Source organism: Shewanella piezotolerans WP3, from assembly GCF_000014885.1.
GTDB classification, from domain to species: domain Bacteria; phylum Pseudomonadota; class Gammaproteobacteria; order Enterobacterales; family Shewanellaceae; genus Shewanella; species Shewanella piezotolerans.
This window is the reverse complement of sequence record NC_011566.1, coordinates 3128972-3143012: the sequence shown is the minus strand read 5'-3', so window position 1 is coordinate 3143012 and position 14041 is coordinate 3128972. Positions and strand designations below refer to the sequence as shown.

Here is a 14041-nt window from a genome sequence, read left to right as displayed (position 1 = left end):
TGTTGGTAACGATTACTGAGGATCAAGCCCCATTGCTTTGAGGGCTTTGACAAAATTCTCTTTACGTTTAGCTAACCCATCAACCGCACCACTGACGGGGCAAGTGGAGTCGGGACAACCACGATTAACAATGCCTGATACATCATCAATAAACTTGCTGCCCTTAAGTCCACCATCAACATACGCCTTAAGCTGTTCATGATAGTTCCATGATGCATAAGGGCCGCCAGTATTATCGTAGCCTTGAACCTCATTCATCCAGAAAAACAAACCTGCTATCCACTTAATCTCTTTGTGCTCTTGTGTACTGCAAATCAGTTGAGGGTTTGAACATAAATCAAGATCGGCATACAGTGGGTTACTAGGTGCTGCTTTAACTACCGTACCGTCAATGACACGACCAACTTTGTCCGCCGCGACATGACTTCGACCAATAAAGTGATTGAGCTTACCAAAATTAAGTCGTCCAGTGGTTTGAATAACGCCGCGGCCCCACCAGCCACAACCCTGTACAGATTTTTCTGCGCTGCCATCCCAAACAAATTTCCCCGCTTTTTGGCCGACGTAGGCTTTACACTCTTCACGTTGGTAGACTTGGGCATTAACATCTATCTCGGTAGGTGAAACATTACAATGCGTTTGATAGTCCCACCTACCAACATAGCCATTGACCAGCAGTCCTTGCTCTTGCAATACCGCATCTGGAGCGGTAAATAGTGGTGCAGGGGCTCCATACCACTTGGCGTGAGTGAGTGCGGAGATCTCCATTTTGTCGTTGCGTGGACAGGAGTAGGGGTTATCAATACCTTGGGCATTTGTGCCGTAGTCGGCGTAAACCTGACCTAGCTGGCCGCAAGAGGAAGAGAGAGGATAGTTAACAGGGTCACCAGTATTAATAGACCAGTTATTCTCATCACAAGCATTATATTGAATCGTCTCCTTCATGCTTTGCGCCAGAAATGCAGCAATTGCGACTTTTGCGTATTGGATATTAGTCGCGTCGTCGGCTGCAGGATCTGTAAGCCAAAACTTAACGTCGCCTATGCCGACGTTATGCATAGGGTTTAGTGCGGCTAAAAAGTCAGCCCATTTGTAAATAGTCGATGGAATCCAAGTACTTTCTGGCGTTTCATACAAGAACACTTCGTTATTCATTTTCGAAGATATTGCACTTAAATCAGCATTCAATTGCGCAATGGCAGTCAAAGGCTGTGAACTACTTGTTGACTGAGTATGATACAACGGAATTTTTCCTTCAGTTTTATAACTGATGATTTTGTCCCGTAGCCAGTTGTTGTCTCCATTACCATTGGTATTGATCGGTACGACCGCCGTTGTTGAGCCACCGCCCCATAAGATGGAGAACACATTGCTATAGGCACTTTGGCGTAATTGGTTTTGACTCCAGTCATAGTTTGCAGATTGATTAAGTAATGCCTCTACAGAAACGGCTCCCTCATATACCGCTGGATTCAAGGTTATGTTGAGTATTTCAGGTCGGATATTACTGACCTGGCTTCCAATCTGTGCATCGCCCATAAAAAAGCTTCCTGCACTTGATGCGCTGTTTTGAAGGTCATAATTGCCAATATCTTCGCCATTGGTTGGCATATGTCCACCGGGGATTTGCCATAGCATCGCGGGTGTATCTAAGTGATCTGTGATCTGCTTTACGTTGGTGAGCAGGTTTTGCCACTCTTTGGCGCCGAAGGCATAGTTTGCTCGGCCAATAGGTGAGAAGCCGTCTCGTTCATATTTATCAAAAGTGAGATAATCCGGTTGATAAGCGTTGTTGTCATATGCACCGATCCAATCAACAAATTTGGCTACGCTCATTGCTGCAGCATTCCAGACTGCTTGTTGACCAGAGTAGTCCTTATGCACCCAATTGGCGCTTCCTGGATTCCATAGGTTAACTAGCCAACTAAAGGATACATCGGGGCTAAAGCGCTTAATAATAAAGTTCTGTGATTGCACCCAGCCTTTAATATTATCCTCCATAGCAGTGTCTATTTCAGTTTTGAGTTGTTGTAGGTCATATAATGTATTTAGCGAGACAGTACCGCCGTTATTGTGATTGAGTTGATAATTGCTTTCTTTGGTTATTGCTTCTTTTAATGCTTGTTTAACGGCAATGTTTGTCCAGCCAGTGCTATCACCAAAGGCTTCCTTAAATTGTGTCGTTTGGCTTTTTTGCCATTCTCCAAAGAGATCGGCATTAAGGATGAGTGAAGCTGGGTAAGGGTGCTCATTATCTTTTTGGGCTTGGATCACCGCCGCTAGGCGAATAAGGTTCTGATAGTGCATGACTAGGTTGGCATAATCAGTAATATCTTCGGTTGCGACTCCGCCGCCACTAGCATTGGCAGTATAAACCACCATAGTGGGCATGACCTTACTACCGTTTAGTGCTTCAATTTGCCGAGCTTGCTTGATGGTCTGTAAGGTCACTGTAGGCTCAATAACTCTGCCTCGGTCACCCATACCATCACCACTATATTTAAAGATTGCATCCAAGTTAGCGCTAGAGAATGGTTGATTTAACGCTAAATTGTTATCGGTTATTGATCCCATCGCAAGGTAGTTGGGCCAGCCCTTAACCGCGAGAGCAACAGGGTCGGCTCTATTGGGAAGGCATGGATCTGAATCTTCGATATTATTACAAGCTGATGGCGCGGTGCCTCCGCCACTACCTGTGACCGTGACCACCAATGGATTACTCTGGCTACATATTTTTTCGGTGCTAACGCCATTGCAAAGGCTGACCACATAGCGATAGCTACCAGCTTTGGTGACGGTTACTTGAGTCGAGGCTGTTTGTAGGTTATTGCCATTAGGACTAATGCTGGCGTTGTAAACATTAGCGTCATTTTGCGACAAGCTCCAAGATGTGCCACTGATCCCCGAATACTTATTCCAAGTGATGGCGATTTCTGCTTTGCCGTTTGTAAGAGCGACTTCTGGTGTCCTCCATGCAATTTCTACCACATCTGGTTTTTCAATATTGTTTGTGTTTTCAACTGTAATTGAAACTTGATCAGAAGAGGTTAACTCTCCATCGTTAACCGTATATTCAAGTACATAACTGCCCAGAGTTGCCACATTAAAGCTTGGGTTCGCTGCAGTGTGATCACTGAAATTAACTGTTTCTGGGCCCGATATTTGGCTCCACAGGTGAGTGATCGGAGCTGATTTTCCATCATCGGTAAAACTTGATTGTAGATTTACAGCGCTCGCTACCGTAACTGTTTGATCTAAACCAGCATTTGCAACAGGGGGTTGGTTGGGTTGCTCTGGACTGACCGTTACCGTGACTTCATCGCTACTAGAAAACTCTGAATCATTTACGCTAAAGCGTAATGTGTAACTGCCTTGGGTATCAAAAGTCACTTTGGTAGTGGCTGCGCTACTATCTGTGAAGCTTGCCAAGCCTGGCCCTGAAACCATAGACCAAATTTGAGTTATAGGCGTTGATAAGCCATCGTCGCTAAAGCTTGCTGTTAATGTCGCTGATGCTGTGAGCTCAATGGATTGATCCGCACCAGCATTGACCACTGGGGCTTGATTGATAGCATCACCTGTAATGGTGATTGTTTTGATACTGCTAACACTGCATGATTCCGGTGTCACACTTGAATCACAGAGTTTTACTTGGTAGTCATATTGTCCTGCTGAAGAGTTTTGGACATTAAACAGGGCATTTTGAGCATTTTGCCCGTTAGCAGTAATAGTGGCACTATGGATCACACTATTATTTTCTAATAGATACCATGAGTTACCGTTAGTACCCCACCACATATCCCATTTTATGGCGTAGTTTGCAGGGGCTGCATAATTGGTTTCCATCCATGCGATGGTCGGTGTGCCCGGGGTTGCATGACTCGAGTGGCTAAACAGGCTACTGCATAGGACCACGCTACACGTTAATAAAGGGTAACGAATTAATGTTATAGATCTCATCTTGAATCACCAGTTCCATTTGATTATTCGATTAATTTGAGAACGTAATTACCTCGTTATCAGTTTTTCTAAATCCTTATTTACCTCATAAAGAAAATAATACAACAACAAAAACCGACATAGACTACGCCAGATTATTTGCGCTAATTTGTATACAATTTTGAATTGACAGCGCTGTCACAATTGTGCAACAGTTTAATAGAGAGTACAAGGGATTGTTGGGATCTCTTTATTAACCTTTAAATATTAAGGGGTTGTATTCAAAATAATGATTTAGCTATTGCTTAAGTGTTATTTTGTCAGTTTTTGTCTTGCTGTTATTTAAAGTGAAACTCTACCAGAACGGTTGATTGTTTTATGAGCAGTTTACGTTTGAGCGTTACTCACAAATAAGAGGAAGGACAAAATGAATCTATTGAAATCTAAAGTGGCCCAGGCAGTTATATTGTCGCTATGTTGTCAATCGGCAATGGCGGTACAGTTTATCACCGAAGAGGATTATCAAGCGCTATTACCAACCTTAAATGCCATTAACTCTGCAGCCCCCGATTACCAGATTCGATTAGCCGATAATGTAACCGTCAATTACCACTGTGAGATTATTGAAACTGCAGACGGTGGCTTCGATATTGACAGGGCTGGGTGTAATAATTCAGGTCAGTTTTATGAAATCAATTGGAAAGCTGAACACGCCGGTACGATTAACCTAAGTGTGCTTAACAACAGCAGTAGTGCCACCATAGAAGAACATAAGCTTTGGGCACTTGCTTTCGCGCACGCGAGTGCATCTAGTCGGGTGCAGATGCAACACGGTTTGAAAAAGGGCGTCAATGGTACGTTTGATTTAACCCGCAATTTTGCGACAGGTGAATCGTTTGGTAATTATTTTGAACGGCAGATGAACCCCAATTACTTTGTTTCTAAGGGCCTACAAGAAAGCTCGTTAGGTAATGACTTACCTGATGTACCGATGAGTAATGAAGCTGAAGACGATGGCGTATTACAGATAGAGTACCCAGGTTCTGCTTGGGCGGAATTACAGGGAGTCGTCGGTGGTGGTTTTCCAACCCCATACGCCGACATGGATCCTAAAGAGGTGCTTAGCTCAAACAATGGTCCTGCTAGCAATATACTTGGCTCTGCGATTAGTAGTGGATTTTATAATGGTTCTGCATTAGCAATCGTTAGTGGCTCGCTGCCGTGGAATCAAGGCTCAGACGCTTCGCAAGATTCTATGCACCTTTTTCTACAAGCTTCGCAAGATCCTGATGCTCTTTCAATGATCATGTCTTTTATGTATAACCGTGGCCCATACGCCGCTAAAGATCAGCTATTGAGAACTCAAGCTATTTTCGATCATTGTGTCACCATTACGGAAGATCTAGAAGATGATTGGACTTGTTTCCAAAAGCAGAATGATTTTGGTGCGCGCTATATTAGGCAGATCCCAGATGTCACCAATAAATTAACTGAAAAAGCGACATCGTTATCGACAAGTTATGACACGCAGCTCTCTTTAGCTGATATCAGCAATTATCTCTCGCTATTAGAAACCTATGGTTTTTACCCCGCTGGGATCATTGAGTTGGCTAAGCAAGCCGCGAGTAGCGAATTCGCCAAATTATCGACTAACGGTACGATTTCCTATCGAGATCAGTTTGGTAGAGTACTTGAAAAGGTAATTGTGCAATTACCTGTTTATGAGCTAGGTGAGGGCGGTCCTTACGATAACAGCAGCAAAAAAGAGCTCTACTTCTATAATTTTTATAATAAGACAAGCTTAGTGGTCACGAAAAATGCGTCGTCTCAGTCAGATGTCAATGAATATCTATTGCCACAAAACAGCTTGAAAATCGATCTTAATGGCAGTTTCGTTACATTAGACACCAGTGATGGTAACGCAAGTTGTGCTAATGAAGCGACGGCGGCACTGCAGGCGTTAGCCGCAGCTAAAGATAACACTTATATATCCCTGAGTGCACAAATGATCTTTACGGTTGATGCTAATGGTCAATGTCGCTTCACCACTGGAGAACACACTCCCCCAGTTGCCCCTTTAGAAGGGTATTGGGATAGTGCAAAACTTTACAGTAATCCAGGAGAGGTGGTTATTGATGGCCTAGATTGCAAGCAATATCGCAATGAATGGTATATTGCGGGAGGTCGTACACCGAGTATCGTCTTTGCGGCTGAGCCCTGGGGAGTGTGGCGACAAGTATCCGATGAACTCGCTGTTGGCTGCACTGTTAATTAATAAGAAGGTTGCTTGCGGCCCTAGTGGTGACTAGGGCTCGAGCAATAGCTTTCCATTTAAATTTATATGGTTTTCACACGGACTCATACTCAACTCGTTGTTTATCTTAAACTTAAAAGCTGATCCCATGTTAAATGGGGGAGGCTAACCCACCTATCTCTGCCATCGAGTTTGTTTTGATTATTCTTACATAAAAGTTTATTAAACATTGACCTATAAGATATTTGTGCGATGTTTAATGGTAAGCCAATAGTAGGCTCTTTTGCTCTAATCTTTAAGGACCGTTTAGCTTGATTGAACGAAAAATAAATAAAGATAACAATTTTTACTATATGACCGCTGCGCTGGTGATCATGCTGCTGAGCGCTTCGCTAATTAAAAGTGTGGCAGCGGGGATGGTGGAGTCTATCCTTGAGGGGATCATTGCGGTGACTTTTTTAGTCTGTGTGGTGAGTTTAGGGGTTGATAAGAGCTGGAAGCGCTTTATGCAGATGTTGATCGTCATATGGATTGCTTTGGTTATACTTAAAAAATTAGTGTTCATTCCTCACCTTAACTTAATGATGTTACTGCTAATGTTTGCTTTTTTTTGGGGTACATTTAGCTCTATTTGCAGACAAATTTTGTTTTCTGGCTCAGTCGATAGTAACAAGGTGGTAGGGTCGATAGCGTTATTTCTATTACTTGGATTACAGTGGGCTTTAGCCTATTTGTTGATACTAGCCTTTTCTCCAAGTGCATTTGGCGGAATAGAGCAAGTACCTTGGGGGCAAAACTTTTCACAGATGGTTTATTTTAGTTTTGTAACACTAACGACGTTGGGCTATGGCGATATTAGCCCAGATAAGCCTTTTGCACAGGTTGTTGTATATTTAGAAGCAATTGCAGGTGTGTTTTATATGGCAATTGTGGTGGCAAGTTTGGTGAGCGCTGGACTGGCTCAAAAAGTCTCAGAACAGGACCGTTAATATGGAAAATCCAATGCAGCACAGTCAAAGCAAGCTTTTTATAACTAATATGATGGAGTCAGCCATTCGTATCGGTTTGTTATTTATTTTAATCGTTTGGACTTATGACATTATTAAACCTTTCGTTATTCCAGTTTTATGGGGAGCGATTATAGCGGTAGCATTAATGCCGTTGACTCAAAAGCTCGAGCGGGCGTTAAAAGGGCGGCGGGGACTCGCAGCGACCATTTTGGCATTGGGCAGTATTATACTGCTTATAACGCCGTTTATATTAGTATCTAGTTCAATATTTGATGGCGTTAGTCATACTATTGCTGTTTTGCAATCTGGTGAAATTAGAATCCCTGGCCCAACTCAAAAAATTGCTGATATCCCTTTGATTGGCGATAAGCTGTTTGATGCCTGGGCACTTTTTTCAACCAATCTTGAAAAAGCAGTCATCCACTTTTTACCACAAATTAAATCAGCAGTTGGTACTATGGCCGGAGTTTTAGGCAGCGGTGTTGGCACACTAGTGATGTTTATTGTTTCGTTAGCAATTGCTGGTGGGTTTATGGCACATGCTGAGAAGTCTGCTGCTGCAGTGAGCACCGTGGCGGTTAAAGTCGTTGGCAAGCATGGCGAAGAGTGGACAACATTAACTGCAGCGACAATCCGGAGTGTGTTATTAGGTGTTGTTGGGGTGGCGTTTATCCAAGCGATATTAATTGGTTCGGCACTATTTACCTTTAGTATTCCTGCCGCGGGTTTATTTACCTTTATTGTTTTTATCTTGGGCATTGCGCAACTGCCACCGTTATTGGTCGTCTTACCATTAATATTTTTTGTTTTCTCAACACATGACTCTACCCCTGCGACAATATTTACCGTTTGGGTCATTATTGCAGGTGTCTCTGATAGCTTCTTAAAGCCAATGTTAATGGGGCGCGGTGTCGATGTACCTATGCCTGTAATTTTGATTGGTGCTATAGGCGGTATGATCACCGCTGGGATAATCGGCTTATTTCTAGGCGCAGTGGTGCTTGCTATTTGGTATGAGCTGTTTATTACTTGGCTTAAAAGCGAAGACGGTCGAGATAAGGACGCCTTAAGTAGTGATGAAACTAACAGCGAAACGAAACCTATGGTGAGTGCACCTGCTCATAGCGGTGCTGACGAGTAGTCTTCAAAATAGATGCATTAAAAAGCCCGTATTTAACGGGCTTTTTAATGACGGTATATGATAACCGAAGTCATTCGGTTACTTCTTGACCCACTTACCACTGGTTGTTTGAATGTATTGGCCTTTTTTGGTCCCCTTAATCGCTTTCTCAGCAGCTAGTTTCGCAACATCATTCAGTGAAATATTGTTTTTCTTCGCTATTTTCTGATAGTGAGATTTACGCTTAGCGTTAACCGAAATGATCAGCGTCTTTGCCTCCGCTGAAGCTTGAACAAGACCAAGATAACCATTGGTCTGCTCTCCCACTAACCCTTGTGCTTTGGCATCTTGCAGAGAAATAGCCAAGGCATTGAAGCTAAGTAACAGGCTAGCAAATAGAACTAGTATTTTAGATTTCATTAATCACTCCTTCTTATCCTTGGGTTAAAACAACTCATCATCGGCGAGAAGTTCGTCGAGCTCTTTGTCTACTTTAATCTTGATTTCATGCTCAATTTTTACATTGAGGTTTATCACTATAGGCTTATCTGGTGGCTCTATTTTAACAGTAGGGCTACAGCCAATTAGGGCATATATTGCAATGAGCATGCTCAGAGTTTTTTTCGGGATATTAAATATCTTCAATGACTTATCCTTACTTCGTGGTAATGGCAGCGTATTATAGAAGCCTAGAGTAAACAGGTTTAGCTATTTCGCCAATCAATTTATTGCTGTTGTATAGAGTTTTCAATTTGGTTTTGTAAGTTGTCACCAATCTGTAGGCTTCTTAGAAGTTGCAGCATGTTTTCCTCTTGAGAATAGTTTAGATGAATTGGACGCTCAATGCCTCGGCTACGACCTTTTACATTGACCTTAAGTATGGCATCACCGAGCGTGTTCATATCAAAACTACTGGAAAGTTGAGAATACTCTAAATGCTCCAACGCAGAGAAGGCGAATTCCAAGTAAGGCTGGCTCAAGCGCATTTGATCAACGGCGGGGTTACCTGAGACTGCAATCAATCCACCTGGCTGTCTCGCTGCTAATTGGCCTCCTTTTACCTCAGCTTTCCCATTTTCAATTGTTATGGGTAAAACGCCATCAAAGATTCCATCCGCGTATATGCCTACTTGTGGTTGAATTTCGAGTAGCTTTTCCAAGTTGATGTGTTGCAGAACGAAGTACGCCGAAGAGGGCTTTTTCAAACTTAATTTAAACTGTGGGATCAGTAATTGTCCGTCAAGTAGATCACCTTTGGCTGTCAGTCTCACTGAGGCTTGTTTAACTCCAAAAATTTCAGCTGGTAAGGCTAAATGATTGGCTTCATCAGTGCTGATAGAAGCCGTTGATAAACTCGAATCAGTACTAAATGATAATGTGGCTTCAGCTGCAATGTCGGTGATTAACACCCCAGGATTAAACGCCTGTAAAATCAGCTCTATATTGTCGCACTTAAAGCTGCTGCTATTTTTATTCAGCTCACGCTGCCATTGATAGCTACATTGAGTATTTAGAGAGCCGCCTTCAAAGGGTAAGTTGGCAAAGCTACCTTCTATATTGGTAACATTTGGCTCGAATGTTAGCAAAAATTGCGTATCGTTATCTTGTTTAAGCTGATAGTGCACATCAAGAGCAGTATTGCCATTAAGAACAATCGAGTCTGGGAGTGACTTCGTCTGGCTTAAGAAAGCGATGATCGGTTCAAATTCATTGTTAAATTGCCAATCTCCCTCGAGGTTAAAGCGATTAAGCTGACTATTTTTTGGTGAATAAGTGTGTTGGCTGGAAAGGTTTATATCATTAATCCACCAATCCTCCTCAGTGTAGAGTTTTGCTGTTTTAAGTTGTATAGATTGCGTCAAGTTCACTTGCGCTAAGTGCAACAGTTTTTTATCTACCTTTCGTTTCTTTTTAGCTGAGAAGATTACCGTAGACTTATCGAGTTCGACTTGATCTAGTGACCAATTGAGCTGGTTTGACAGTGTTTGATGCAATAATTGGTTGGCTAAAGTTTGTGACTTAGCAGGCGTCATTGTCAAGGTAGTAGGATTTTGTAACGCCACGAGGGCTGAGCCTACTTTCATTTGATAATGAGTTTTCTGCGAGTCTCTATATTGCTGCGTCAGAAGAGCATCCTCAAGCTTGTAGCGAATTTCAGGAATGGTTAGTGTCGTTTCTCCTTTCTCGAAATGGTACTCGGCTGCAGTCACTAGCTCCAATTCCGTTTTCTTTATGCTGGCGTTAACGCGAGGCATTGCAGCTGGTATGTTGTAGGCATTGTTAGACAGGCTGACTCCCTGAGTCAACTGCAATGCTTGTGGACCAATATTGACACTGTAGCTTGGTTTTCCATCGGTAACTGCAGCGGTAAATATCCCGTGAAGTTTAATTGCGGCATTATCAATAGCGATGTCGTAGGGCAGTGCCGTTAATGTTGGCCATAGGGAATTAAGCAGAATATTTTGCTGGTGGTTTGCCTGTATTTTCCAATTAAAGGCGGCTTGAAAATCATTTTTGTGTTGGGTGTCTTGGGGGAGAACAGAGTAATTGATATTTGATATATCCACATTTATAGCAAGTTTACTCTGCAATAAATTAATCGACATGAGTTTGGTCGATATAGACTTGTCCTGTAGCTTATAATCTATTGGGCTGTTTACTGCGATACGTAATTGCGGTGTGATGACGTTTGCTTGTTCATCTTTAAAGGACATCACTTTATAAAGGTTGCTCAGCGCATTTTCGAATGGTGAATCATTAAGCCGGTGCAATATTTCTGTCATTTGCTGCTGAGAAGGTGCGACGACGAGCTCAAAAGGTTGAACCCTTAGCTGCAGATCAGCGATGTGACCGTTTACAGCAAAAACCAGCGATTGAATTGAGTCATTGGGTATTGGTTTAAGGGGGAGCGGCTTAGGTTTGTTATTTATCTGCGAAGATTTATCTATCAAAGTGGAAGGTGCTAAAGTTAGCGCAGCAAGGCTTTTGAGCTCAACACTAAATTGACTCAACTTATGTGTAGATTGTAATTGCCCTGATTTTAATGCCAAACTCACCGTTGAGTCCAAGTGTCCGCTGAGGTTAATCTGCTGTGAGCGCAGCGTCTCTTGAAGTTGATATAAAGGAGCTAATAAACTGTTGGTATGAGGAGCATTTTCTGCCGCTATGCTACTATTTGTTGGAAACAGCTGAGACTCCGCGCTGTAGATATTTGCCGTTAATGCTTGTAATTCGTTAAAATTAATTTGGGTTTTAGCTTGCCAAAGGCTTGACGAAAGTTGCGCATCTAAACTGAACACTGAAGCATTGTTATGATCAATTTCGCTGTTAAAGTGGCCACTTTTATCAAGTGTTAGCTTGGATAATGACATGGTTAGCTTTTCGGCTGCTATTCCTTTTAGTGTGAATTGGGTTTGTTCTATTTCAATTTCAGGTAGTGCGGCAAAATCAAGTGCTATTGTCGGGTTTGAAACATCACTACTGGCCGTTGATTGGCGCAGTATATTTGGGCTTAGTTGCACGTCGACATTTTTGGCCGACAAGGATTGCAGATCATCAATACCCAAAGCTAATAGCTTTGTTTCTGGTAAAAGTGCTACCTCTAGCTCAGTTATCTTAATATCGCTGCCGTTGACTGTTAATGATACCTGTGGCGCCAGCCAGTGAGTCAACGAAAGTGGCTTAATATTCAGTTGTTTAAGCTCTATTTGATAGGGTTGCAGAAAGTGATTTGCCAGCGAAAGAGTTAACCGTTGGTAATTGAAGCTAATGTAGAACGCTGAGATGATAAGTACGCACAATATCATACCAAAGAAAATCAGTAATAAGCGTCGGGCTTTATGGTTAAATGTTTTTGTGGCGGCCTGCTGCACTTATTGCACTCTCTTAGGTTGATTTAATTGGAATTGTTATATGGTTTGTATCGTTGGTTTATTGGGCTGATTCTAGCACCTTATCTTAAGCTATGAACAGTTTATCAATGACTTAAGCGGCTACTTATTGAAATGACAGCTTTTGCTTTGTGAGTTATTTTAGCTTGTTAACAGCGATATGACTCGATAGAACAACTGAATGTAGCAGCTTCAGAAGTAGCGACATAGAGTCTTAGGCTTGTGCTAGAAGACGCAAAAAATCTTGCGTGTTAACTTCTTCTAGTTGGATAGATACAATTTAAGGATGATAGATAAGAGAATAAAGCGTTAATGGTGGCTGGTATATTAAATGTGACAGCCGCGATATTACATCTCTGATGTATGTTTGGTACCGCTTTTTCAGTGCAGGTGAGCAGATTGCCGTGATGGCGAGCTTGGCCGCACTATTGAATTTTGGTTTTGGAGTTCTGCAATTTGTTTAGTATTCGCTTTAAGGCAGGTTTGGTCTCGGTTGCCATTGTCTAGAGGGCGTTGATCTTTCTTAGTTGTTTTTACCGCTGTTTATTGGCTATTTTAACAAGGCAAAGGTTATACGGTTTAGTCATTCCCCACAAATAACTTGTAACGCAGTATAAATAGCCAAGCACCGTGGACACTCGGGTTCGTTTCAATGCTTTTATCATGGCGTTACGAGCTTTCACTTAGCTCGCTATGGGTCATCGCTCAAGACTTGCCCTAAAGGCATTGAATTCGAACAAAAACTAAGCTCAAAAGCCCTGATGTTATCGACATCGATAAGTCTAATTACTTTCGATGTCGATACTCATATTTGCTATTTCCAGCGAATGTGTGTTGTTAATGTATGACTTTCTTTTGGCGCAAGTGTCACTTTGTCTTCAAGCACATTCGCAGCCTCAAGGCAGACCATAGACAAGTAATCATCATCATTAAAGCGCGATAATCGTTGTGATTTATCTATCCATGGGTTCCATAATACCGCGCTATGACTATTCTCGCGGCTGACTTCTATAATCCCTTTACGGGTATGAAGTTGTTGTACTGGGCCTAGGTTGGTATAAACTCGGTCTGTTTCACGGTTAAAATCAACGTCATCCTGCGCTTGATTAAAAGGGCCTTTGCCAAATTCGATGTATTTTGAATCTGAAAACCCAGTTGCCGTTAATTGATGGATATCTTCAATAGGGAAATAGCTATGCAGCGCTTGGGTCAAACTGACTTCATAATCACCATGGTTAATATTTGTTAGGCTCACTGACAGGGTTTCGCTAAGGCGAAATAGCAACTCTACACTGGTATCGTGGGGCCAGTATTGCGTATCTGAGTCCGAAATTGGTAGGGTAAACTTGACCTCCACAGCCTCATCTAGCATTTTTACCGAGTCGAGTGTCCATATACTGGTTCGAGCAAATCCGTGCTGAGGAAAACCTGGATTAGGGCTCATACCAAACCATGGCCAACATACTGGTACACCGCCGCGAATACCACTTCCAACTTGATAATCATCGGCACTTGAAACCCATAACAGAGGTTCTTTTCCTACTGGTTCAAAGTAGTCAATTTGCGCACCCTGTAGAAAAATTCTAGCCTTGCATTGAGCTGTATTTATTTCAACATATTCAAGACCATTGGCGTGCTTTTTAGTGGTGACCGAACCCATTGGGAGATGTCCTCTCTGAGTGTAAACGCGATAGTTAGATTTAGCTTACCCCGTTTTGCAGGGTTAAATAAGGGCTATTTAGAATGATTTTACGGTAACGCTGTTCTGATGGATAAACAAAGCCAAAATAATGCTGAGTTTTTGCTCAAATTTGGTTAAGGTGGTCAG

8 protein-coding genes are annotated in these 14041 nt (G+C 42.3%); 3 read left to right on the top strand and 5 right to left on the bottom strand.

Translation table 11 applies throughout. From position 1 onward, the window contains the following. Positions 1-12 precede the first annotated feature (12 nt). Positions 13-3960, bottom strand: a complete 3948-nt coding sequence (locus tag SWP_RS23220; protein ID WP_020913065.1) for a PKD domain-containing protein — start codon at positions 3958-3960, stop codon at positions 13-15. Between the two features lie 406 nt (positions 3961-4366). Between SWP_RS23220 and SWP_RS13400 the strand changes: the two genes are divergently transcribed. The 3 genes from SWP_RS13400 (at position 4367) to SWP_RS13390 (ending at position 8344) form a co-directional block, all read left to right on the top strand. Then, the gene (locus SWP_RS13400) at positions 4367-6214 is read left to right on the top strand and encodes a hypothetical protein (protein ID WP_020913064.1); all 1848 of its coding nucleotides are present in this window, start codon (positions 4367-4369) and stop codon (positions 6212-6214) included. 290 nt (positions 6215-6504) lie between these two features. Further along, positions 6505-7182 carry a potassium channel family protein gene (locus tag SWP_RS13395; RefSeq protein ID WP_228371064.1) on the top strand — a complete coding sequence of 226 codons (678 nt, stop codon included), beginning with the start codon at positions 6505-6507 and terminating at the stop codon, positions 7180-7182. Between the two features lies 1 nt (position 7183). Continuing rightward, complete coding sequence (locus SWP_RS13390) at positions 7184-8344, top strand: AI-2E family transporter (protein ID WP_020913062.1); 1161 nt, start codon at positions 7184-7186, stop codon at positions 8342-8344. Positions 8345-8422: 78 nt separating this feature from the next. Here SWP_RS13390 and SWP_RS13385 read toward each other — a convergent pair whose 3' ends face one another. The 4 genes from SWP_RS13385 to SWP_RS13370 form a co-directional block, all read right to left on the bottom strand. After that, positions 8423-8743: a YdbL family probable chaperone protein gene (locus SWP_RS13385; RefSeq protein ID WP_020913061.1), complete on the bottom strand. Its 321-nt coding sequence runs from the start codon at positions 8741-8743 to the stop codon at positions 8423-8425. A gap of 24 nt (positions 8744-8767) precedes the next feature. Continuing rightward, positions 8768-8932 (bottom strand): YnbE family lipoprotein, encoded by a 165-nt coding sequence (locus tag SWP_RS13380; RefSeq protein WP_143711249.1) that lies wholly within the window; start codon positions 8930-8932, stop codon positions 8768-8770. Positions 8933-9048: 116 nt separating this feature from the next. Further along, positions 9049-12195 (bottom strand): intermembrane phospholipid transport YdbH family protein, encoded by a 3147-nt coding sequence (locus SWP_RS13375; protein WP_020913059.1) that lies wholly within the window; start codon positions 12193-12195, stop codon positions 9049-9051. An 832-nt stretch (positions 12196-13027) separates the two neighbouring features. Continuing rightward, entirely contained in the window at positions 13028-13873 is an 846-nt protein-coding gene (locus tag SWP_RS13370; RefSeq protein ID WP_020913057.1) for a D-hexose-6-phosphate mutarotase, read from the bottom strand. Positions 13874-14041 lie beyond the last annotated feature (168 nt).